At 39.8% G+C, this 22,936-nt stretch carries 21 protein-coding genes; 3 read left to right on the top strand and 18 right to left on the bottom strand.

Translation table 11 applies throughout. The features are described from left to right. Positions 1-617 precede the first annotated feature (617 nt). From ACYVAM_RS02780 to ACYVAM_RS02770, 3 genes are all read left to right on the top strand, one after another. Positions 618-1,961: a sensor histidine kinase gene (locus ACYVAM_RS02780; RefSeq protein ID WP_461063682.1), complete on the top strand. Its 1,344-nt coding sequence runs from the start codon at positions 618-620 to the stop codon at positions 1,959-1,961. Between the two features lie 955 nt (positions 1,962-2,916). Further along, complete coding sequence (locus tag ACYVAM_RS02775) at positions 2,917-3,309, top strand: hypothetical protein (protein WP_461063680.1); 393 nt, start codon at positions 2,917-2,919, stop codon at positions 3,307-3,309. A gap of 554 nt (positions 3,310-3,863) precedes the next feature. Next, positions 3,864-4,112: a hypothetical protein gene (locus ACYVAM_RS02770; RefSeq protein WP_461063678.1), complete on the top strand. Its 249-nt coding sequence runs from the start codon at positions 3,864-3,866 to the stop codon at positions 4,110-4,112. A 43-nt stretch (positions 4,113-4,155) separates the two neighbouring features. Here the strand turns inward: ACYVAM_RS02770 and ACYVAM_RS02765 are convergent, their stop codons facing one another. From ACYVAM_RS02765 to ACYVAM_RS02680, 18 genes are all read right to left on the bottom strand, one after another. After that, positions 4,156-4,764 carry a laminin B domain-containing protein gene (locus ACYVAM_RS02765; protein ID WP_461063676.1) on the bottom strand — a complete coding sequence of 203 codons (609 nt, stop codon included), beginning with the start codon at positions 4,762-4,764 and terminating at the stop codon, positions 4,156-4,158. A 133-nt stretch (positions 4,765-4,897) separates the two neighbouring features. After that, the gene (locus ACYVAM_RS02760; protein WP_461063674.1) at positions 4,898-5,479 is read right to left on the bottom strand and encodes a laminin B domain-containing protein; all 582 of its coding nucleotides are present in this window, start codon (positions 5,477-5,479) and stop codon (positions 4,898-4,900) included. 98 nt (positions 5,480-5,577) lie between these two features. Then, positions 5,578-6,390 (bottom strand): WecB/TagA/CpsF family glycosyltransferase, encoded by an 813-nt coding sequence (locus ACYVAM_RS02755; protein WP_461063672.1) that lies wholly within the window; start codon positions 6,388-6,390, stop codon positions 5,578-5,580. Positions 6,391-6,404: 14 nt separating this feature from the next. Next, a complete protein-coding gene (locus ACYVAM_RS02750) occupies positions 6,405-6,947 on the bottom strand; it encodes an acyltransferase (protein WP_461063670.1) in 543 nt (180 codons plus the stop codon). A 1-nt stretch (position 6,948) separates the two neighbouring features. Beyond that, positions 6,949-7,944: a glycosyltransferase family 4 protein gene (locus tag ACYVAM_RS02745; RefSeq protein WP_461063668.1), complete on the bottom strand. Its 996-nt coding sequence runs from the start codon at positions 7,942-7,944 to the stop codon at positions 6,949-6,951. 20 nt (positions 7,945-7,964) lie between these two features. After that, positions 7,965-8,792 carry an alpha-1,2-fucosyltransferase gene (locus ACYVAM_RS02740; protein WP_461063666.1) on the bottom strand — a complete coding sequence of 276 codons (828 nt, stop codon included), beginning with the start codon at positions 8,790-8,792 and terminating at the stop codon, positions 7,965-7,967. 5 nt (positions 8,793-8,797) lie between these two features. Further along, complete coding sequence (locus ACYVAM_RS02735; protein ID WP_461063664.1) at positions 8,798-9,679, bottom strand: glycosyltransferase family 2 protein; 882 nt, start codon at positions 9,677-9,679, stop codon at positions 8,798-8,800. A 14-nt stretch (positions 9,680-9,693) separates the two neighbouring features. Next, positions 9,694-10,839, bottom strand: a complete 1,146-nt coding sequence (locus ACYVAM_RS02730; protein WP_461063662.1) for a glycosyltransferase family 4 protein — start codon at positions 10,837-10,839, stop codon at positions 9,694-9,696. 10 nt (positions 10,840-10,849) lie between these two features. Continuing rightward, positions 10,850-11,944 (bottom strand): EpsG family protein, encoded by a 1,095-nt coding sequence (locus ACYVAM_RS02725; RefSeq protein WP_461063660.1) that lies wholly within the window; start codon positions 11,942-11,944, stop codon positions 10,850-10,852. Beyond that, the gene (locus ACYVAM_RS02720; RefSeq protein ID WP_461063658.1) at positions 11,941-12,468 is read right to left on the bottom strand and encodes a hypothetical protein; all 528 of its coding nucleotides are present in this window, start codon (positions 12,466-12,468) and stop codon (positions 11,941-11,943) included. Before ACYVAM_RS02720 ends, ACYVAM_RS02725 begins: the two co-directional genes overlap by 4 nt. Positions 12,469-12,548: 80 nt before the next feature. Further along, complete coding sequence (locus ACYVAM_RS02715) at positions 12,549-13,619, bottom strand: polysaccharide pyruvyl transferase family protein (RefSeq protein WP_461063656.1); 1,071 nt, start codon at positions 13,617-13,619, stop codon at positions 12,549-12,551. A gap of 67 nt (positions 13,620-13,686) precedes the next feature. Then, the gene (locus tag ACYVAM_RS02710) at positions 13,687-15,117 is read right to left on the bottom strand and encodes a Coenzyme F420 hydrogenase/dehydrogenase, beta subunit C-terminal domain (RefSeq protein ID WP_461063654.1); all 1,431 of its coding nucleotides are present in this window, start codon (positions 15,115-15,117) and stop codon (positions 13,687-13,689) included. Next, the gene (locus tag ACYVAM_RS02705) at positions 15,114-16,652 is read right to left on the bottom strand and encodes an MATE family efflux transporter (protein WP_461063652.1); all 1,539 of its coding nucleotides are present in this window, start codon (positions 16,650-16,652) and stop codon (positions 15,114-15,116) included. The genes ACYVAM_RS02710 and ACYVAM_RS02705 overlap by 4 nt, the downstream gene beginning before the upstream one ends. Positions 16,653-16,943: 291 nt before the next feature. Further along, complete coding sequence (locus ACYVAM_RS02700; RefSeq protein ID WP_461063650.1) at positions 16,944-17,609, bottom strand: sugar transferase; 666 nt, start codon at positions 17,607-17,609, stop codon at positions 16,944-16,946. A 113-nt stretch (positions 17,610-17,722) separates the two neighbouring features. Further along, positions 17,723-20,056 (bottom strand): GumC family protein, encoded by a 2,334-nt coding sequence (locus ACYVAM_RS02695; protein ID WP_461063648.1) that lies wholly within the window; start codon positions 20,054-20,056, stop codon positions 17,723-17,725. An 11-nt stretch (positions 20,057-20,067) separates the two neighbouring features. Continuing rightward, positions 20,068-20,877 carry a polysaccharide biosynthesis/export family protein gene (locus ACYVAM_RS02690; RefSeq protein WP_461063646.1) on the bottom strand — a complete coding sequence of 270 codons (810 nt, stop codon included), beginning with the start codon at positions 20,875-20,877 and terminating at the stop codon, positions 20,068-20,070. Positions 20,878-20,895: 18 nt separating this feature from the next. Beyond that, the gene (locus ACYVAM_RS02685; RefSeq protein WP_461063644.1) at positions 20,896-22,038 is read right to left on the bottom strand and encodes a YjbH domain-containing protein; all 1,143 of its coding nucleotides are present in this window, start codon (positions 22,036-22,038) and stop codon (positions 20,896-20,898) included. Continuing rightward, complete coding sequence (locus ACYVAM_RS02680) at positions 22,035-22,832, bottom strand: YjbH domain-containing protein (protein ID WP_461063642.1); 798 nt, start codon at positions 22,830-22,832, stop codon at positions 22,035-22,037. Before ACYVAM_RS02680 ends, ACYVAM_RS02685 begins: the two co-directional genes overlap by 4 nt. Positions 22,833-22,936: the final 104 nt, after the last annotated feature.

Raw genomic sequence — 22,936 nt, 5'->3', positions numbered from 1 at the left:
CCAGAAAACGATTTAGCCACTGCGTAGTAGTAAGCAGCCTGGGATTGGTAGAACTACTTAAAAAGGGATAGAAAGGTTTACCTATTCATCGAGTATGTTCTCTCTTGAAATGTGGCGCAATTTACGTTAAAAATTAAAAAGGGATTAAATTTTTAACAATAATTATCTTTTATGCCCTCTGGAGGCCGGTAGGGGTTAATCCGGATGAAAAGAATCAACTGGCCAGCTTCCGGGTTTACCCTACTTTTCTGCCCTCGCCTGTCTCCGTAATCTTACTCATTGCGCTGGATGGGCTTTCCAGCGACTGAATCGACTATAGCAGGGTTTGATAGTCAAAGTCGTACTGCAGATGCCCCTAAACGGAAATTGTTTCCGGCTAAACCATATGCTTTCGTGGCAAAGCAGAACGTATGCTGAACGGGTAGCCCCGGCAACAACTTGAGTACTATTGTAGTTTGATAGAGATTGGCTTTTATCAACTCCTTCGCTACACAGACTGCCAACAAAGTCGTGACCTGTCGTAACCTGATGGTCAGCTTTGTCAACGGTCCATGAAACGAACGATATCTGACCAGTCAATAGCCAGCTATATAAAACTCTATTTTAGTTAGTACCCTATGCGTATTTCGCCACATCCACACATAGAAACCTATAGGTTAGAAGCCCTGAAACGATATGATATATTGGATTCGCTGCCCGAGCAGGACTATGATAATATGGCTAAACTGGCCTCTCAGATCTGCCAGGCACCTATTTCGTTAATCAGTCTTCTCGGCGAGGAACGCCAGTGGTTTAAAGCCTGCTATGGCATTGCTCTTTGCGAAACCCCGCGTGAGTTTAGCTTCTGTATTCACCATGACCAGACCGATCCAAACGGAGCGCTGGTCGTGCCGGATTCCCGGCACGACCAGCGCTTTGCCAACAATCCCTTCGTGACGGGTGAGCCGCACGTAGTGTTCTATGCAGGGGTACCCCTCATCGATTCCGGCGGCTTTATGTTAGGCTCTTTGTGCATTATCGACCATGAGCCCCGGCAACTGGATCAGCGGCAACTGGACGCATTAAAAATTCTGGCCAAACAGGTGGTCAACCTGATCGAGCTCAGAAGTTCCAACAAAGCCCTGAAGCAGAGTGAAGAACGGTATTCCACGCTGTCGGCGGAACTGGAGAAGCAAGTGAAGCAACGAACCCAGGAACTGGCAACGGCCAATGAAGCCCTGAGCGACTCGAACAACCTGCTCTCCCGGTCCAACGAAAACCTGCAGCAGTTTGCCTACATCGCCAGCCACGACCTGCAGGAGCCCCTGCGTAAAGTGCAGTCGTTCGGCGATTTGCTGATAAACCAGTACGCCGACCAGCTTGGTGACGGCATCGTTTACCTGGAGCGAATGCAGGGCGCGGCCACCCGCATGTCGACGCTCATTCGGGACTTGCTCAGCTTTTCACGCATTCATACCCGGCGCGAAAATACGGTCGCCGTGTCGCTCAACGACGTTGTGAAGGCCGTATTGATCGATTTGGAACTGACTATTGCCAAAAATGGCGCGCAGGTAGAAGCGGGTCTCTTACCGACTATTCCGGGAGATGCCTCCCAACTGGGCCAGCTTTTTCAGAATCTGCTCACCAACGCGCTCAAGTTTCGCCGAAAAGATACCCCGCCCGTCATTCGGGTAACGTCCCGCTGGATCTCTGCCGATAGTCTGCCTGCCGGGAAGCAGCAGCCTGCAAATTCGATTGCCTATTACTGCATCGACGTGTCGGACAACGGGATTGGCTTTGACGAAAAATACCTGGATCGGATCTTTCAGATTTTCCAGCGGCTGCATGGTAAAAGCGAGTATGCCGGTACGGGAATAGGGCTGGCCGTGTGCGAAAAGGTGGTCGCCAATCATGGTGGGTTTATCAGCGCCCGGAGCGAAGCCGGGCAGGGGGCTACCTTTAGTATATACCTGCCCATCTGATCGGTGGTCCCATTTCCTGCAAATACATCCCGATTTGCCAACAAGCTGGCGGGTTAACCGTAGAAAAGGGAATCGTACAACGTTAAGAGGGTACACACAGCCGTTGCCTTTTAGGGGGCGGCTGGCGTTGTCTGAGCCCCGTTTCCTCACTGGCCCAAACCTTTTCCCCGAACCGGCGTCCCTACCTTATACTGCTGTATGCAGTGAATGGTGGAATACAGACAGCTGTCATCTCGTAGGTGACGGCTGTTTTTTTTTATCCGGGTCACCTCTCTGGGCCAAGCTCTGGCTTGTCCTTGTAATCTCTACGGCTTAGCCAGAGCTTGGCCCAGACAAGCCTCCAGGCAAGTCCACAAAAAAACGCTGACCCTAAGAGGGTCAGCGTTTTGGGCCTATTCCACAAAATAGATGAGCCATCAGGGCTCATATAGTCTATAGCAGGTACGCGCGGATCGAACCAAACGTGGCAAGGCTGATCATCAATTCATCGGGCGACCCATAGGAGAGAGGCTGCCCGGAAAGGCAAAAACCCAGCTTATTAAGCCGGGCCTTGCGATTTATGGGATAGATGTCAACTTAAGACCCATAAGCGGTGATAAGTAACGGGATTTGCAAAAAAAATAGTCAGCCCGACTCGTATCAGAAAGGAGTTAACCGGACTTTACCTCAGGATATATGGGCCTGTTATCGCCCAGACGCGGCCCGATCTGGAAAATTTTTAGTAATTATTTTGGTGTACCTATATCCTGGTACGTATCTTAAAACAGATCATGTCGTTACAATTGGCTCTATTTTTGCTACAAAAAGCATAAAATAAAGTATGTAGGTGTAATTATTAAATCTTAAGTAAACCTCTTGTGAGCACTATTACTTATTATGAAAATAGTTAAATTTATTGATGCCTAAAATGACATTTCATCTGAAGAGCGGTCTAAACAGTAAATAACCCGATTACATGGAAGGTAAAACCCACCGGAATAATAAACAGTCAACTGATCGATCGACATACGAAATGGTTTTAACAAAATGGTTTGAGGCTGCCTCTACGTTTTATAATCACTACAATCAATTACGGCCCTATGCCGCGCTGGTGAGTTCAGAGCAGGGCTTGAAAACGACTGCGTTTGTTAATCAGAGTCAATGTCCGGTCGGGCAATTGAGAAGGCTGCTGGGGCGGATGCATCAGGAACTGGAACTGCTCGTGCAGGATATGGACCAGGTAGATTCGCCTGATTTGGGCTGTACGCAGCAACAGTGCCGTAAACTGGTCAATCATACCCGCATCCTGACGCAGTTGAACCAAAGGGCGCAGACCATGAGCCTGCTCATTGCCCTACCCGCCAGTTAATCCAAAACACCTATCTGCCCGGGTCATTCTACGGCCCGCTGTTTATACCCGCCGACGAAAAGTCAGCGCTAATACGCTCAGCCCAACCTGACCAATTCGCCTTGCCGGTTGGTTTACGAAAGCAGAATGGGCGATCCCATCCCCCTAATTCGGATGCTCCTTCGGCGCAAATCCAGCGTCAGGAACGTATTTTCGGACAACAGCAAAAAGGCCGTTCAGGAGAGCCAACCTGCTCCGTCTGCCGACGCTGTGTACTGTTATTTCTACTCAGTCTATACTATCGCGAAAATTAGCCATTGACCTGCCTTGCACCAGGTTAACCGATTCGGCATGTCCAGGTAATCAGGTTCGCCGGGTATCGGGTTTAGTGATTTGACATACTTAAGCGCCAAATCGAACATGATCAGCCCACTGCTTTAGCTGTGGACTGATCATGTTCGATTCGGTGTCCATTCAAATCAACCCTGCACTATTATCAACTTGTTAAGATTTCGCTAGAGGAAAACCAGAGCCAGTCCAACCGCGTATGTTGACCGAATTATACACAAGACTGTATGAACTATGTGCTTTTTTACGGTTGGCAGGTGGGCTACCGTAAGATAACGTCAGTCCAGCTTTTTCAGGATCTGTTTGACCTGACTGTGTTTGATGCCTATGACCGGACACATTCGCTATTGAGCGGAGAAACCTTTTCACTCCCCCTCGACGACACCCACAGCATAGACCAGGTGATTAGCCAGTTCAGAGCCATTGGCGCACTTTGCCGCCCGGTAAACAGTCCACATGGTATAGCCCGGCAATAGAAGCGGTTAGATAGGCGATGGGTACCACCCATGAATGCCCACCCTAAAAGATGGCTACATTGTCGAGGCCGCCACTGTCTGGCCCGGATCGGTACTCACCCCGGATTCGCAGACCTGTCAGATTCGTTAACACTTTCTGTATATCGGCTTTCGTTGCCCGCGCATCTCCTTTTTTCCAGCCACTCAATTCATCCAGTTTAAGGGAATAACTGGTCCAGGTTGTGTTGGGATTGTAGGCTGTATCGAAGGTGAGGGTGGTTTTCCCATCCGTCAGGATCACATCATCGGCATACCGCTGCTCGGCGGTGCCTGACTGGATCAGATCGAAGCGCAGGGTTTTGCCATACCCTTTCCGGACTTCTGCCAGAAACGGATCAGGCGCAATAAAATACCACAATGTCTGAATGGGATCCAGATTATCCGACCCGGCCATGAAGCCACCGGGATAGCCGCCCGTAGCGCTAAAGCTGCCAACGCCCCCTTCACTAATCCGCCAGCCCTGGTCCCCATCGTCAAATGAATTGGTGGCCGGCGGAGCTAAGGGAGTAAGCGTAAACCGATAACACCCAATGAGCAGGGCCAAAAGCAACCCACCGACAGCCGCGAATTTATAAAAGACAACTTTTTCTGGGTTAGAGCCTAGTAACTTCATAAGTTGTTGATTTTTAGCTATTATCAACTTGAAGATACTGTTATAAGTAATAGAGTGATAAAAAAATGAGCTTGTACGACCTAGTCACATGAATAACCACCGCTTGATTAAGCGGATGTAAATGGCGTGAAGCTTAATAAATAGTAACGTTATCCAGACTCCCTCGATCCGGACCAAACTTATAATCACCTCGTATTCTAAGCCCAATCAGGTTTTGTAAAACAACTTGCATGTCAGTTTTAGTCGTTGGTTCCAATCCTTTTTTCCAGCCACTTGATTCGTCCAGCCGCACTGCATAGGTTGTCCAGGTTGTTGCTGGCTTGTAGGCCGTTTTAAAGGTCAATGTGGTCTTACCGTCGGTCAAAATAAGATCACTGATGTGGTCTGGGCTTAATTTGACTGCTTCTTGTTTCAGATCGAACCGAAGACTTCTTCCATAAGCCTTGCGTGTCTCCATAATAAAACTGTCGGAGGCATGGAAATACCAAGCCTTGCCGCCGGCATCATCCCCATAAAAAAAACCATTGGGATTTCCACCCGTAAGACTGTAGCCAGCCGTACCTCCTTCACTGACCAGCCACTCTTCATTATCTGCCTCAAAACCAACGAAGCCAGGATATCTCAAAGCCGTAAAGTTTCCTTCTGTACAAGCTGTAGCAAAAAAAGAAAGGATGAAAGATAAAGAAACTAATCTATAAAGTGTATTATTTATCACTTAAAATTTTGTTTTATGAAATGTTTACTTTTAACTTATAATAGTGAAGTTTGAAGAGGAGATTAAAAGCATGTTGCAAAATAATTTCACTAACTTTATTACTCTGTAATTAAATCTACTACCTCTTCTTTAGGTAAGTTTTCATTATAATTATCTTGGTATAATGTAAATGGGCTTTTATATAGATTAAGTTTTTGCTTAATTATGAAGTAAAAGAAAGGTAAATCATCTACTAAATAGCGTTTAACTAACCTTTTTGGATCGCAACACATACGATAGAACCATTCTAAACTTAAACGTCTAAAAAAGTGAGGTGCTCGCTTAATATTACCTGCTTCAAAATCTATGGTGGCGCCTAAAGCCATAAATAATTTTATATTAGGTAGTTTAGATTTATATTTACTTATCCAAATTTCTTGTTTAGGCGCACCTAAGCCAACGACCAAAACTGTTGCCTTACTACGATTTATAATAGAAATAATCTCGTCACACTCAAATTCATCTTGTTCAAAGCCGTATGAAGGTGAGTGAGTAGCTACAACTAGATCACTTTCAAGTCGTTTGTTAATATTACTCATAGCCTTACTAGCAACGCCTGGTCCTGCTCCAAGCAGGAATATTTTAACGGAGGAATCGCTTTTATGAAAATCACAATAGGCGGGAAAAAGAGAAGATCCTGGAATAGTTTCTTTAACTGGTGTTCCTAAAAATTTTAATGACCAGTAGACAATTTTGCTATCACAAATTACCCATTCTGCATTACTATAAACTTCGAAAAGCAATTTATTTTTTTGAAGTTTTACTAAATGATCAACATTAGGAGTTAGTAGAACACCATTGTTCATGCTCTGTAATAAATCATTTTGAGTGAGATTATGAATCTCAATGTTTAAAATAGAAGTTTTATCCATAATTCACTGAGAAGCTAAAGTGCGTACATGAAACGGTATCTTTGAGTGTAATTAATTTCAGAAGACCTCTCTTTGATATATTTTGCTGGATTTCCTCCAACTATAGTAAAAGGTTCTACATCCTTTGTAACAACACTACCAGCTAATATAATGGAGCCTTCCTTAATGGTAATTCCAGGCATAATTAAAGCATTTGAAAAAATGAAAACGTTATCTTCAATAAAAACAGGGGCTCCTTTCGTTTCAAACTTAGGACTTTCAAAATTATGTCCCAGTGTATAAATTTTTGTATTATGCGCTATGCCTACATTATTTCCAATGAAGATGCCTCTCCTATTATCTAAATAACAACCAAAATTTATTACTGAATTTTTTCCCAAACTAAAATTGCTAATGTGAAAAAATTTCACATTACGATGAATAGTTGAACCTTTATCTACATGAATGAAAAAACATCTTAAAAAATAATTTCTTAAAAAAAATGGTACATAATTATATAAACCATTTATAAAGTGTACAGATATAAATTTCAATTGCAAAAAGACTGAATTTTTCAAGTTAAAATAAAGTTTTGTAGTTTTGTAACATTTTGTCAACCGTGAATTTATTTTCATAAACAGATCTTGCATTTTTACATAATTGAATGTATTCAGGAGTACCGGGCAAAACAAGTTGTTCTAAATCTATTGCAAGTGAATTTATATTATTTACTAAATAGCCATTTACATTTGGTACAAGAATTTCTAAGTTTCCGCCAACATCATTACAAATAATAGGCTTAGCATGCATACATCCTTCAATAAGTACTGTAGGTAATCCTTCCATCTTTGAAAATAAAAATACATAATCATATTCAAAAATGGCTTTATTTATATCTACAAATCCTAACATAAAAAATTGAGGATGATCTTTAATACTATCCCTAAGTAATTTTTCGTCTGGTCCAGTACCAGCAAAATATATTTTTATATTTTTTGGAAGAGATGTTTTTAAAATTTCTACAATTTTTAGCTGCTGTTTAATAGTGGTAATTCTAGCGGGGTATATTATTTTTATCTCATCTGATACTATAGGACTATTCATATTAAAGGAATATTTGTCTGTAACTCCATTATAAATGACTTTTATTCTGTTACTCTCAATATTAAAATAATTTATTAAATTCTCCTTTACACCATTAGAAACAGCTATAATATCGTATGGTAATAAAGTAAGAGATTTTAAAGAATAAAACTCATTATGGGCAATGTGTATTATTTTAAAATTTTTATTGAACAATTTCCTTAAGATAATTAATATAGTTGTGAACTTTCTATGATGAGACAATATTATATTGTTCTTATTCAAGGTTAATATTGTTCTAATATTAATTCTTTCAATTTTAATTTGATCAATTTTGTACTTATAATTAATTGATCCAAACACAGGAAATAGTAGTAGTCTAGAATTAAAAGTTCTGTTAGATAATCCTTTCGTTAAGGCAATTGCAATGAGTTCTGCACCACCATAGACAGAGAGTGATGTGTAAGCATTATAAATTCTTCTTTTATTCATGACTTAATTCGAAAAAAGATTTAATCAATATTAGATTGAAGGCCAATCCAATTTTCTGGAAAGATATTAGGTTTTAGATCACTTGGATTCATCCAGCTAAATGGGTATATAACTAAACTAGTGTTTTTATTTAAATAAGCTGCCCAGTAACTAAAAGTACTGTTAGCTAATATATTTACTTTGCAGTGACTCATTAAATACATATCTATGTAGCTTTCTGATTTAATATTCCAGTCAATAAAAGTAGAATTTTCAACCTTAATATGTGCCTTTGCCCAATCTATATCATCCGAAAAAACATAGAAATTTAAACTTGAGTATCGAGATTTTGCAAATTTTATTGCATCTTCATAATAATGTTTTGTACATATATTGCCATAAATTGAGATGTTATCTGGATGATAATAATCTCCTCTTCTAACGTGGATAGAAACCGAATTGAAATCTTTTATTTCATTAAAAAGTTTCAAGTTGGTATCATTTAGATTTAACTTTTTAAATGAAATCCAATGATTTAAATAGTTGTAATATTTCAAATCGGGTTTGAATGCATTAAAAAAAAGTGCGTTTAAATTATCATTTTTTGGATTTAAATTGCAAATGGTTGTTTTAGGGAAAATTCTCTTATGTATATATAATAGGTAAACAAATATATTTACAAATATATTCGCTTTCGGCAAAGTCACATTGAATACTTTGTCTAACTCTAAACCATTATGCGCATTTAGCCACTTCTTATGGTAAACGCCAAATATATCATGGCTAGGAAACGTATTTTTTAAATGAAGGTAAAAAGCGTATTCGAAAATCTGATTTCCTAAACCGCCACCAAACAATACAATTTTCATAAATATTATTTAAAACTAAGTAGAAGTTTTATATACTGTTGTTTATCCTTTGCAGTATATGAAAATGAAAATATAATAGGTAGTTTAAGGAAAAAATAAAAAAATCTGAAAGTTATATATGTGGTTAGAGAACTCCATTTTTTTAAATATGTGAATAAACCATTTGTGCCAATTATGAGCTTTCTAAAATTACCTGTAGTGCTTTTGCCTTCAAAATGAATTATTTTAGGTCCATTTATAATAACACTACGGAGGCCATAACTAAAATATTTCCGCTGTAAATCATTTTCTTCGTGATACATAAAAAAACTGGGGTCAAAAAAACCATGTTCTTCAATAATCGATCTTCTTATGAAGAGATCGGCCCCGATAATTACATTTACATCACTAGGTAAGTTATTTAAATAAATATCTTTCTTTTCCTTTATAGAATTCAACTTTATGAATTTAAGATATGACTTAAGAGAAGATAGAAGTACGTCCTTTGTATTAAGAAAAGTGCCATAAGAAAAGGAGTAAGCGCCTGTTTCGTCTAATAGTTGACAGCCTAAACAAGCAATATTATTATCCATTGCTTCGGCGTAATCAAAAAATAATTTAACTGCATTATTTAGTAAAATAGTATCTGAGTTTAATAAAAATATATATTTTCCTTTTGTATAGCCTAATCCAATGTTGTTTGCTTTAGCAAACCCTAAGTTTGATTTATTACTTACTAATATTATGTGTTTTAATTTAGAGAAGACTTCAATACTACCATCAGTGGATGCGTTGTCAATTAATATAATTTCGTAAGAAATCCCAGAAGTCATTTTTAATATACTATTAATGCAGTCAGATGTTAACTTTAGCGTGTTATAATTAACAATAATGATCGAGACATCCATAATGTTTGAAATTTTTATAGTATTTCTTGGTAAAGTTTAATGATATTTTCCGCACAGTTCTCTGTCGAGTAAAGAGATGACACAGTTTTTTGTGATCGTTGAATTATAGGAAAATAATAATTAATTCCATTTTTTACAATTGTTTGCATGGCATTTACTAAATCATTTTCAGTTTTATATCTAACAGCGATTTCATTTTCACATAAAGCGTAACCGTTGTCAAATTGTTCTTTTGTGCCAGCACAATCTTTGCCAATGACTAAACAGCCATTAAACATAGCTTCTGCAGTTGTAAATCCGAAACCTTCACTAGAAGAGGCTACAATGAGAGCTGTAGCATTAGCCATTAAAATATCCACGTCATTTCTAAAACCTAAAAAAAGTATTTTATCGTTGAGCCCCTGGTCGATAATATTTTTCAAAAGTATTGATGAATATTTATCCTTCACTTCACCAACTATATGTAATGTATAATCACAATTATCTTTAAGAAATCTAATAAAGGCTTTTATTATTTGATCAACTCCTTTATGCTGGCAAATATTTCCAACAAATAAAAAATATTTACTCTTTTTTGAAATAAAATTAATCTGTTTATTTTCTCTTACCCCGTCATATATTATACGAGCTTTATGATTCATAGAAAAATGCTCAAATATCCCTTTGGTTATAGCTATAGGGAAATTATTTTTTCTTTTTAATAAAGAAGATAAATAATTTTTGCCACCAAGTGGCAAATAGCCCATATCAGTATCCTGGTATTCCCTAATGTGCCATACATGGGGAATTGATAGAGCTTTTGAAACTTTATAGCCAACTCGGAAAACTCCAATGTTAGTATGTATTATATCTGGATTTAATTGTTTACATAATCGAATTAGTTTATTTTTTCCAATATAATTTATTTGTATATTATTTAGAATCCTAGGTATTAAAAATAATATGTCAATCGTAGAGCGATATTTTGGTAAGATTTCAAATTTCAAATTAATTACTTCAAAAGGTATTTTCAACGTATCTATTTCGTTTTCTAGACCTAATTTTTTTGAAATTATAATATAAGGTTCAACATTTTTAAATGATGTGGATTTTAAAACATTTAAGAGTGCCTTGCCAGATCCATAAGAATCACCAACTGCGATATAAAGAACTTTTATCATAAAAGTTAACTTAATTAAAAAAAGTATAGTATGGGACTACAATATCACCATTTGTTGCTGAGTACTGTGAAGCAAGACCAGCACAAGTTTTATAGAAGAAATAAATTGTTGTAGTGGCATATACTGCTGCTGTAATCCTTGATTTTCGATCGAAGATGTATGGTATAACAACCATTACCATCATTAGTAGATACATGACTAATCTGAAACTAATTGGATGAGATATAATCACATTGTTTAATATTAAGCCAACTAGAAATAACTTTAAAAATAAATTATTTATTTTACTTTGATCAGCAAATTTATAACATGCAAAGCACAATAGTGAGAGAGGAAGCATATCCCATAAAATTCTATGAGAATTATAACTAAAATTCATAGATGTGGAATAATCATCATATCTATCAAACATATCGTAAGTTCCCCCTAAAAATTTGAATGTGTAATCTATTATAGTTCGATAATTAAGTAAGTCCAATATCCCTATAACAAAAGATGAAAAAATCAATATATAAGATAATCTTTTTGATATTACAACGTTATTGAAAATTAATACAATTGGAAGGCAATACAAAACTGTTGTATGAAAGAGTACGCTTAAACTAAAGAATATTATAGCATTTATATTCTTTTTGTTTACGTAATAATTCAGTGATATCAAAAACATAGAAATCGCCATAATCTGCCTAAGGCCAGAAAAAGTTAGCATGTAAAAGCTGGTTATTGTCCCGCATGTAACATATAAAAATAATGAGAATATTTTATGAGAAGAATTTTGATAAATAAAATAAATTACACCTCCCACAGAGATGAAAGATGTTAGAAATAAATAAAAATGAGGATTAGGTGAAATTGAATTTATTACATCATTCCATATTTGAAAACCAAGCTCTATATTTTGACCACCATATCCATAAACTGGACTTTGAAAATATTTTATATAATTTACAGTGTCTGTACCTACTTTAAAATCTCTTAAGGCAGGTAACAAAATTATGTATAAGCTTAAAGCCCAGAAACACCAGCTCGAAAAACTGTTATCATTCTTCCATGTTATTATTGAAGAAGCAATTAATAAACAAAATAGTATTACGTAGATAGTCATAAGGGTAGAATAACTTTATTTCCGTTCTTTTTTACAATGTATGCTGGATTACCAACTACGACGCAATTATCGGGAACGCTTTTCGTTACAACTGAACCAGCTCCAATGGTAACATTATTACCAATAAATATATTTCCAATTATAATTGCACCAGCTGAAATTTTTACATTATCACCAATCGTGGCTTTGTTTCCTGAATGTGAAATGTTTGTTCCAATAGTAACATTTTGCCATATTTGACACTTTTTACCGATCTTCTTTGCCTCAATAATTGTAGAAAAACCATGTTGAATTACAAGCCCTATCCCAACTTTATCAGGTGACATGTTTATATATAAAGATTCTCTACCTTTCGCAAGTAATTTTAAGATTGTTGAAAAGGGATATTTAATTCTAAAGTAATATATACTCCTATATTCTGGTACAAATCGCATTAACCAGATGAATTTTTTTACATTATAGGTGTCAACGTTCATGATTATTTTGATCCAATAATTTCTTTCTTCTAGTAAAATATTTTTCATTGGATGAAGATAGAAAATTATTATGTGAGGCAAGTATCTAATATATATAAAAGCCATATTTATTAGTTTAAATATTTTCCTCATATAATATTTTTGTCTAAGTAAGAGAATGCCAACTTTTGAAGTTCTTCTTGCATCTCCAAAACTTGTGTCCAATTAATTTTATTTTTAATTATATTCTCAATTAAATCTTCATCATAATGCGTCAATATTCTGTCAGATAATTGAAATTTATTTAATAAAGTATATATTCGATCATTCATCCCTTTATGCTTACCTTCAACCGGTATAGCGACAAAAGGTTTTTGAAATAGAATTGAAAATACTACTCCATGGAATGAGTTCGTTATAACAAATTTTGAGTTTCGTATATTAGAAAGCCAAGACTCAATACTAAGCATTGAGCTTTTTAAGTTTTTGGTATTTACTATTTTTATATTCTTTTTAATTTTTACATATTGATTTATATTTTTTATTAATATTTGATTTTTTTGTAGTGCATATGAAAAGTAGTAATCGTCCTTATGTGGTGGACGGCGAGGGATTAAATTATAGAGATCATTATATGATAACAGTAATGTCGGATCGGGCATAATTTGAGCTAAAATACCTTCGTTTTTTAAAATATCAATTCCACTATTTTCTCTAACACTTATTGCGTCGAAATTTTGTATATAAGGCTTTACTAATTGCATTTTTTCTATTGGGTAATCTGTGCAACCGAAACTTACTGCATAAGATATACGTTTCGTACTTGCTTTGCCAAACGAAAGGAAGTATGGGCTTGCTTTCTCGCTTATTATATACGGATTCCATATTTGGTCGCTACCACATATATAAATATCAAAATCGGGATAATCAGCATTTAAATCATCTAAGCTGTAATATCTTTTTGTTGTTAATAGATATTTTTTTCTAAAGTGTACAAAGTTTTTTTCTTTGAAATATGTTATTAGATTGCTTTTAATATTTCTGATATGCTTTGTTGCTACGCATTTATAGAGTGATTCGATGTGTGTTTTTGGAGCATAGTTAATAATACATACTTCACTGCCTTTTATATTATTTTTAATAAATTGTTGTAAGGCGTATGCTTGTAAAACACCACCATAATTTGTTCCCCAGTGGAAAGTCATTATTCCAATTTTCATAGCTCTAACTTATACAATAATTACAATTGTTCATTTTATTCACATTCTCTATCAAAAGAGTGCCTGTTTAATTTGTTTTTAGAAAAAAAATTTTATCTGTAAAGGATTTAATTTTTCCTTTAATTTTTAACTTTATAGGTTTTTGATATAATTTATTGTATTCTACAACCATTGGATTCATTAGTTTTACAAAGGTGCTAAAGGAGCCAGTTTTTATAGCTTCGACAAACGCTTTGTGACTTTCCTGTGCTAGTAAAAGTCTGTAATCTTGTTTTTTTTGCGCAATATTATCTAAGATATTACTAGCGATTACTCTTTTCTCTGGCCTCCATTGATCTTTTTTATCTGCTAATAATAAGCGGTAGGATAATCCTTCACGACGATGGAAAAAACCTGATTTTTGAGATTCTATAACTTCGCTACCATCAATTACCGTTAATTCTAATCTACCTTCAAGTCTTGCTGCTTCAATTATTTTTTCAATTTCTGGGTTACGAATGATTATAATATTTGTTCCTTTTCCATCTTTTACATATTGGGGTAACCAAGCATCACCTATCGATATGTCAGCTGTTTCTGCAACAACATCATCACAGTAATCGCACGCCTTGTACTTAAAGAAACCAAGCCCCCAATTTGTTCCATATAATTCGTTTACCGGTTTACTTGTTATGAAGATAGCTTTGCCGTTTAATATACTAGAAGCTGTAACTCCGTATTGGTTCGCTTTATAATTAGGTAATTTTGTTCTAAAATCAATAGAAACTAATTTTGAAGGACTTATTCCACACTGCCATGCAAACATTTTAGCAAATGATGCGCTTTTTAAATGTCCACATACTAGCCCTATGCAAAATTTTATTTTATCATTTAAAACTTCGTCTTGTTTTGCCAATAAGCGAACTGCTTTTATAAAGCATGGTATACCAACAATTGCATATTTTCCAGGCCTATTTTTTATTAATAGTAAAATTTCTGCTAAATCTATTGGATAGTATTTTGATTTTGCGCCTTTCATTATATCTTCTAAATTTGTTGAAAGGTGATAACGAAATAATCTTTCGTTACTTTCACTCGGAGTATTTTGTTGGATATGTATTATCCCGTCAATTAATCCTTTGTTTAGAAGTTCAGTTAGTATCCACGATCCCATACCACCAGAGCTACCTTTCTCTCGAAATGTAGATTCTATAACGTGCCCTGCGTAAGCTGTACGATAATACCCTAATTTGGTGTCATATTTTGCTACTTTATCATACAATTCTTTGCCTATCTCATCTTCATTTAAGCTTTTGTTTGAGAATGGACATACAGCTTGTATTTTATTTTCTAACGAAGATGATAGCTGCCTATCTGTTGTTGCTTGCAACTGAGAATATTGGTCGAACTTTATTTTTATTGGTGAACCCTCAATGACTGCACATGCTCCGCATCCGATACAGTAACCACCTTTAACAACTGTTTGAAAAAGGCCAAAACTGTCATTTTCTTCTTTCATATTATTTTGCTAATTATCTTGTTTCGGCTTATATAATTATGTAAAATGAGTTTTTCATCTTTACATAAACCAGTGAAATAAATGCTAATACTAAAAGTTATTATACATGTAATTGTTGTCAGAATAAATCTATTATCAATATCAATGTACTTATTTATCAAATAAGCAGTAAATATTATTGATATTAATGGAATTAACTCTTTTAAGACGACTCTATTAAAAAATTCTTTAATTGAAAGGCCTCCTATGTGTTTAAGGAAATATATTCTTAAACCACAAGTAATTAATTCAATTATTATATTAGTTATTAAGACTGAGTAAACCGGAAAGCTTTTTTTTAATAAAAAGTATGCAATAGGAACGTTCAAAATTAAAATTGATCCTACTATTGATTGGTATGATCTTATTTTGCCAATTGCTTGAAATGCGGTTTGTAACCCTATCGTTAATTGGTTTACCATCACACTAACCAATATTAAATCACAAAATATTACTGTATATGCTGGTACATTTTTCAGCCATATATTTAATATATTTTGCATTTCAAATATACAGGGAATAGCAATTATTGATAGCAAAAACAAACCTAACTTGCTAGCCATCATTGATAAACGTAACATTCTTAATCTGTCGCCTTGCCCTTCGCTTTTTATGATTTGTGGATTCATAGCTTGTAACATTGTCGCAGAAAAAAAATTTATTTGTGCCGCAATTTGGTTAGCAATTCCATAAGCAGCGTTTATTGCACTTCCAAGAAACAAATTTAAAATTATAGCTAAGCCTTGAATACGGCCTACACCACAGGCAGCGCCGAATAAATTCCATCCTGCAAATGACGCTAGTTCTTTTAACAGAGGCTTACTTATATCTTTATAAGTTCTTAGTGTGCATTCGGTATACTTTTTTAAGCAATATACAGCGTACAAGATCATACTTACAAAGCTAATTGTTGCAATTGCTAATCCATAAAAATAAAGTTTATCTAATTCGACAAATTTAAGAGTGTTTGCAATGAAAAACTTAAGTAATACTTCAATTATGTTTACTATAGATATCCATAACATATTTTCATGGGCATTCAGCGAACCTGAAAATGGTACTGAAACTACAGTAAATAACACCGTAATTGACATGAAATGGTATATTATTTTAGCAGTTGAAAGTCTATTGGTTGGTATATTCAAAAAGTTTTTAAATAATAGTATTCCTATTAACTCAAGTGAAACCACAATAATTAGTCCAATACATATATGCAACGTTAAACTGTTACTAAAAATACTTTTCAGTTTCTCCTTATCATTTTTTCCCTGGTAAATTGATAAGTAACGTTGGGTTGAAGCTGTCATCGCTGAATTTATAAATGAAAGCATTATAATTATTCCAGCAACTAAATTATATATTCCATAATCTACAACACCTAATGTTATTAATACCATTCGAGTTGAATATAATGATATTCCCATAGTTAATAGCATTCTTATATATAGAATTCCCGTATTTTTTATTACTAGTTCTCCTCGATTTTCCTTTTTCATAATATTTATTTTCTTACTTTATAAATACTTATCAGTTTTTATAAGCTATAAATGTTTATGTTTTTACAGATTTGGATTGATAATAGATTATGCTTTGTGTCATGAGTCTACAAATAAGTCATAGTTTTATGTTAGAATTTGTGTATACCAATAATGTGTATTAGTATACTTCATGAATTTGAGAGTATACTGTTAAATTTCATTATTGATTTACTATTTGTAATATTTGATTTTCATTTCATATTTAATTAGGTAATTTATGTTTGGTTCTACTATTTAAGTTATATTTATTCACCAAGCGTTTATATTTCCTTTCATCATAGCTGACAATGTCCACCAACATATTTTTATGTCTAGCCAAAACGATTTTTTTCTATTATAAAATCGATCAAGTTTCACTCTGTGCACCATTTTGATAAGTTCATCAGTTTCACCTCGGCAGCCTCGAACTTGAGCTAGTCCTGTAATACCTGGCTTTGTCCGGTATCGGCTTCCATATTTGGGTAATACTTTCCAGAATTGGGCGTCATGTTGCACGGCGTGGGGCCGAGGTCCAATAACACTCATTTGTCCCAGTAATACGTTGATGAATTGGGGCATTTCGTCCAGATTTGATCTCCTGAGGAATCGACCAATGCGTGTTACTCGGTTGTCCTGTTTCTGTGCCTGTTTAAAATGGGCTTTCGGGTTGTGCATCATAGTCCGAAATTTCAGGCAATCGAACCAGGTGCCTTTATATCCTGTGCGTTTTTGGACATACAGGATGGGTCCTCGTGAGTCTAACTTAATCAAGATGCCCAGCAAAGGAATTAACCAGGAGAGAACAAATAAGACAACGAGCAGGGAAAAGCAAATATCGAAGCCTCGCTTGCCTATAGTTTGATAGTCTACTCTGCGCCGGGTGTTAGGCTCAGTGTACACGTACAGGGGCTTGTAGTGTGTGTCAAGACTAAGCATACAAGTTTAGTTTTAGTTGGGTTGATTGTGGAGTGAGGAAGCAATGTTTATGGTTACTTTAGGTTGTTGTAAGGCGAACAGGATCGGGAGCGCTCTTGCGATCCGCGTCACGGTCAGGCATTCCCGTTGCCCAGCCATTTTTTCTTTTCGCTGCCGCCATAATACTCACCGTAGTTATAATTGTAGTAGTAGGATTCACCTTCGCCCACGCCGTTCAGAATGATGCTGAGCCGCTGGAAACGCTGCTCCTTAAACAGCACATCCACCATCTTGATCGAGTTCTTGGGTGTGTGATCATGGCGCACCATGAACAGGGTCGCATCGGCATAGGGAGCAATCAGTTGGGAGTCTGTCACCAGCCCTACGGGTGGGGAGTCTACCAAGATGTAATCGAACCGTTCTTTCAATTCCTCGAACAGTTTCCCCAGCCGGGGCGAACTCAACAGCTCCGCCGGGTTTGGGGGCAGCGGTCCTGCGGTAATAATGAAGTAGTTATCGTAGCCGGTAACAGGCTGCAGTAGTTCGTCGATGGTCGCTTCCCCAATCAGGTAATTGCTCAATCCTGAGTGGTTTTCCATATGGAGGCTCTTGTGGAGTTTGGGCTTGCGCATGTCCATCTCCAGAATCACCGTTCGGTTATTCACCAGGGCCAGGCTGGCCCCCAGGTTAAGCGACATAAAGGACTTGCCTTCGCCACTTATGCTGGAGGTGAACAGGACCACTTGGGGCGCATTAGGGTCACTTCGCAAAAAGTGCAGGTTGGTCCGTAGCGTACGGATCTGCTCACCAATGACCGATTGTAGCCGGGGTTTGAACACCATGTTGTCGATGGTGATCTGGCGGCTTTTGACTACCTCACCCAGAATAGGCACCTGGGTTACGTCCTCTACATCAGCCCGGTGCAATACCCGATTGTTCAGGGCATCTTTAGCAGTTAAAAAGCCGACCGGAACTAATAAACCCAATAAGCTGAAGATGGCAAAAATCATCATCTTTACGGGTTTTACCGGTTTACTGCCGGCCCGTGCGCTGTCTACAATGCGGCTGTCCGGAATGGCAGAGGCTGCCGAAAGGGCCGTTTCTTCGCGTTTTTGCAGCAGGTAGGTATACAGGCCGTTTTTGATCGCCTGCTGGCGCGTAATGTTGAGCAGGGCCCGCTCTTTGCCTGGCACCGTCCTAATCATGCCTTCCAGGCGTTGGTTGTTGGCCACCAATTGCCCCCGGTTGCTGGTCAGTTGCTGCCGGATGGTTTGCACGTTTTCGTTGATGCTCGCTTTCAGGGTTTTCAGCTGGCTATCCAGCGATTGAACCAGCGGGTTGTTGGGCGACATAGTGCGCGACACTTCATCGCGTTTCGCTTCCAGTTCGGATACTTTTACCAATAATCCAGTCAAAATCGGATCGCTCAGCCCCAGGGTCGCGGGAGCCAGGCCATTCTGCCCGGCCTGGTGCTGCAAATACCGTTCCACATCACCCAGGGCGCTCAGGCGAATGTTGACCTCATTCAACTGGGTGTCGTTGCCCTGAACAGTGGTCAGGAAGGTTTGCGCCTGCACGCCCAGGTCCGTAATGCCCTGGGTCGATTTATAGAGTTCGACTTCTTTCTCCACAGTCGAGAGCTCCCCGGAAATCAGGCCCAGGCGGTTTTCGATAAAGCTGAGCGTATTGCCCGCTTCCTTGTTTTTGTCGATAACGGCCTCCTTGTTATATTCATTGATGATCTGGTTCAGGATGGCCACGCCTTTGTCAGGGACGGCTTCATCCAGGGTCATCATCAGCACGGTAGCCTGTTTGGTCGTCGGCTCAACCGTCAGGTTGCCCAGATACCCTTCTACTGTAGCTGTATGATCACCCAGGGTGGCCACAACGGGCTCCATCTTATTGCTAATGGGCTTACGGGTCAGTATGCGGAGCTGGCCGTAGGGTGTCCGGATGCTCTGGTTCACGGGGTAGGGCTGCCCGTTCAACATCACCGTCCTGGCGTCTTTAAACGTAAACTCCAGGGCTTCGTCGGGTAACTGGGCCACCGGTTTCTCCACCAACAGGCGGATAGGGGAGTCGCCATAGATCTCTTTTTTCACCGTCCGGGTGGGCGTGTAGTAGTGCACATCGAGGCCCAGGTTCGTCACCACCCGATCCATGAGGGTATAGGACTTCAGAATTTCTATTTCATTTTCCACGACCTTACTAGGCGTAAAAATGTCGAGTTCTTTCAACATGCTGGTCCCATCCATGCCTTTCTTTTCGTCTTTGATCAGCAGGCTGGCTTTTACTTTATACCCCGGTGGCTGGTAAAGCAGATAAACGTAGGCTGCTCCCAGCGCCAGTACCAGCGACAGCACGAACCAGGGCCAGTTGCGCACATAGCGCATGAGCATGGCTCGTAAGTTGGTCTCCGGTTCTACTTCGTAAGCCTGAGAGGGGGTGTATAAATTATTGGTTACCATGTTGGCTGGTGTTAAAGGCGCGTAACTATAATGGCGATAAAGGATAGAGCACTGATAATAATGGGTAAAAGCTGGAATGTCTGGTCGGCGTTGTTCACGCGGGCCTTGCCGGGTTCTACATACACCACATCATTGGGATGCAGGTAGTAGTATGGGGATTTGAAAACATCCCGTTTCGTCAGGTCGATGTGGTTAAAGGTCCGCTTGCCGTTTTCCTCACGGATAATCAGGACATTGTCCCGGCGGCCGTAGATGGTAATGTCACCGGCCAGCCCCAGGGCTGCGGGTAAGGATATGCGTTCGTTGGGGATCGAGAAGAGCGAGGGCCGGGCCACTTCTCCCGATACGGCAATCTGAAAGTTCAGATTCCTGACGTTGACCGTGGGTTCTTTCAGGAAGTCGAGCAGTTTGGTCTTGATCTGAGCGGCCGCCTGGCTGTTGGTGAGGCCTGCCACGGTGAGCTGGCCCATCAGGGGCAGTTCAATCTGCCCTTCCTCGCTCACGACATAGCCGGGCGTGTAGGGCAGGGGTGTGGTGGGCGTTACCGTTTGGGGTGATCCGGCCCGTTCGGCCAGGGTAATGGCGGCATAGGGATTAAAGAACGTGGTGGCTTCGGGGCTCAGGCTACTGACCTGCACAGAAAGCACATCTCCCGGTTTAATGGTCGGAACGTAGCGGGGAGCCAGCGCAACGGTTGTGTCAGTACCTGCCGCACTTTGTTGGTACAGCACCAGCTCCTTGCTGGAGATGCAACCCGATAAACACGCCACCAAACCAAGAAACAAGCACCCAGCCTGGGCACGCAGCACGCGTAATTTCATAAGGGTAAAAGTCATTAACTAACGATACTGATTCTGTATATACCGGCTATGATACTGCCGCAGCAACGCATCCAACTGGTAACCGACTTTATAGCGCGACGCAATGTTGTAGCCCCGGCTATAGGCATATTCCCAGCGAAACTCTTCCGTTGTGCGCAGCCGTACCCGCTGGCCCTGTGCAATCCGTCCGGGTGCCAGGGGAATGGCAAAGTTGAAACCACCCGTTCCCCCGTTTACCGTTTTGCTGGCATAAAAGCCCACTTCCACATTGCCCAGCTGCCGGATGAGATCCAGTCTCACTCCCCGGTCCTGGTGCAGATATTGTCCGCCCGATACCTTGATCGTCACATCGTGCCGGGGCAGTCGGTAAGCCACATCGGCCAGGAGCAGAACATTACGCATGGATTCATAATAAAACCCGTTTTGCGGGAAGAAATAGAACCCCGTCAGGCCCGTTTCCAGACCATATGACCAGTTTTTGGTGAGATCAGCATGGCGGTACTGCACATTGACGCCATACTGATCCGAATAAAATAACCCCGCCGACAGGCTCATAAAATTGACCCCGTCCAGCGCCAGAAACTGGTTCAGAAAGGTCGGCGCGGGCCGCACATTCAGGCCCTGGTTGTCCAGGTGATTCGCAATGGGGAACAGCACCCCCCAGTTCAGCACCAGCCCCCGGTTCAGGTACAACTGGCTTTGCAGCAACAGATTCGTTTTCGCTTCAACCGTCTGTTCCCGGTACCCGAACTGGGCAATGAACTCGGGCTGCAAACGAAAATCGAACTTATAGGCCCGGCTGTCGAACGGATGCTGTTTTGCAAACCGTTGCCGTTCCTGCCGCGACAGGATCGTGGTGGTTACCGTGGTGTCCAGCCGGTATTGGGCAATGGGCACCCCCTGGTAGAGGGGAACAAACGTCTGTATGCCCCTGGCCGCCATGGGTTGTGCCGCATCCAGCATTCCCATGAACGGGTTTCGATACAGCCGCTGCTCGTAATATACCCGGTGTTCGGTGCTGTCCACCAGCACGTTTTCCAGGTTGGACAGCCCCTTACGCGACTGGGCAAGGCCGTCGGACAAGCCACTCAACAAGAGTGTCATTCCCAGCAACCAGGCCACCAACCCGTGGCGTTTTTCCCTCATCAAGCCGCTCCTCATGGTCGTTTCGGTTTACGGAGTAAAGGAAGGGCGTAGGAGGTTGACGCCGTCACCTGATCGCCGTTCAGCAGCCCCGCCTGAACGGTCCAGTGCTTGAACAGCAAGGCATACGCGCCCACGTTGACATGCTGCGAATCCCACTCCACCATGAACCCCCCTTTCTTGTTAAGATTGAGGTTAACGCCCCCAAACGGCCCGGCCAAGTAATAGTAAGGCTTGTCGCGCTTGTCGGAAAAGGTATAGCCCGTGAAAATGTCAGAATCCTGGTCATTTTTCACCTCAGACCGATAGAGCGAATAAGGGCTCCCCATGCCGAGGGTAAAGGCCGCCGATATCGACTTCGAAAGGTCGACATGCTTGGTCGCTACCAGCGCATTGGTGATGAGCGAGTTGTCGATGCCAAACGGTGCCGAAACAATGATCGCTACCGATGGCCGCTTTGCCGTCTCGGTCAACACGGCATACTTAATGTCGATTTGCCGGTCGCCAATGCCACGGCCGCTAAAGCCGATCGGGCCATTCGGATTCAGCAAATTGATATTTACTTCCAGCCGGGGCAGTATCGACAGATTGACAAAACAGATGCTTTCCGAATTCTTCTTATTGAAGCGAAACGCATAGCTCGATGGGTTGAACCCATACCCAAACGAGAACGTCCCATCCGCCACTACCTCGGCCGAGGGAATGTAGATCAACCCTGGTTTACCGGAAATATTTACCTGCGCCCAGCCCAGCCCCGGAAGCCCAAGGCAGAGCACTACACCCAGCATGAAAACCTTTTGAACGGTCTTCAAAACGGTGAGTAGATTGAACGATGTAGTATATACGTTACGTATAGTACTGTGATAAATCATTGCCGATAGGGGCTGAAAAATGAACAGGATGAACGAAGGGCTGC

The sequence above is a fragment of the Spirosoma horti genome (assembly GCF_054776595.1).
The sequence above is the reverse complement of the archived record's forward strand: the minus strand, read 5'-3'. Positions and strand labels throughout refer to the sequence as shown.

Excerpts from the sequence above, each read along its gene's own strand:
- ACYVAM_RS02720 (WP_461063658.1), bottom strand. The coding sequence starts at position 12,468 with ATGAAAAATATTTTACTAGAAGAAAGAAATTATTGGATCAAAATAATC.
- ACYVAM_RS02755 (WP_461063672.1), bottom strand. The coding sequence starts at position 6,390 with ATGGATAAAACTTCTATTTTAAACATTGAGATTCATAATCTCACTCAA.
- ACYVAM_RS02715 (WP_461063656.1), bottom strand. The coding sequence starts at position 13,619 with ATGAAAATTGGAATAATGACTTTCCACTGGGGAACAAATTATGGTGGT.
- ACYVAM_RS02775 (WP_461063680.1), top strand. The coding sequence starts at position 2,917 with ATGGAAGGTAAAACCCACCGGAATAATAAACAGTCAACTGATCGATCG.
- ACYVAM_RS02745 (WP_461063668.1), bottom strand. The coding sequence starts at position 7,944 with ATGAATAAAAGAAGAATTTATAATGCTTACACATCACTCTCTGTCTAT.
- ACYVAM_RS02705 (WP_461063652.1), bottom strand. The coding sequence starts at position 16,652 with ATGAAAAAGGAAAATCGAGGAGAACTAGTAATAAAAAATACGGGAATT.
- ACYVAM_RS02730 (WP_461063662.1), bottom strand. The coding sequence starts at position 10,839 with ATGATAAAAGTTCTTTATATCGCAGTTGGTGATTCTTATGGATCTGGC.
- ACYVAM_RS02770 (WP_461063678.1), top strand. The coding sequence starts at position 3,864 with ATGAACTATGTGCTTTTTTACGGTTGGCAGGTGGGCTACCGTAAGATA.
- ACYVAM_RS02780 (WP_461063682.1), top strand. The coding sequence starts at position 618 with ATGCGTATTTCGCCACATCCACACATAGAAACCTATAGGTTAGAAGCC.
- ACYVAM_RS02695 (WP_461063648.1), bottom strand. The coding sequence starts at position 20,056 with ATGGTAACCAATAATTTATACACCCCCTCTCAGGCTTACGAAGTAGAA.
- ACYVAM_RS02700 (WP_461063650.1), bottom strand. The coding sequence starts at position 17,609 with ATGCTTAGTCTTGACACACACTACAAGCCCCTGTACGTGTACACTGAG.
- ACYVAM_RS02740 (WP_461063666.1), bottom strand. The coding sequence starts at position 8,792 with ATGAAAATTGTATTGTTTGGTGGCGGTTTAGGAAATCAGATTTTCGAA.
- ACYVAM_RS02735 (WP_461063664.1), bottom strand. The coding sequence starts at position 9,679 with ATGGATGTCTCGATCATTATTGTTAATTATAACACGCTAAAGTTAACA.
- ACYVAM_RS02710 (WP_461063654.1), bottom strand. The coding sequence starts at position 15,117 with ATGAAAGAAGAAAATGACAGTTTTGGCCTTTTTCAAACAGTTGTTAAA.
- ACYVAM_RS02765 (WP_461063676.1), bottom strand. The coding sequence starts at position 4,764 with ATGAAGTTACTAGGCTCTAACCCAGAAAAAGTTGTCTTTTATAAATTC.
- ACYVAM_RS02685 (WP_461063644.1), bottom strand. The coding sequence starts at position 22,038 with ATGAGGAGCGGCTTGATGAGGGAAAAACGCCACGGGTTGGTGGCCTGG.
- ACYVAM_RS02725 (WP_461063660.1), bottom strand. The coding sequence starts at position 11,944 with ATGACTATCTACGTAATACTATTTTGTTTATTAATTGCTTCTTCAATA.
- ACYVAM_RS02690 (WP_461063646.1), bottom strand. The coding sequence starts at position 20,877 with ATGAAATTACGCGTGCTGCGTGCCCAGGCTGGGTGCTTGTTTCTTGGT.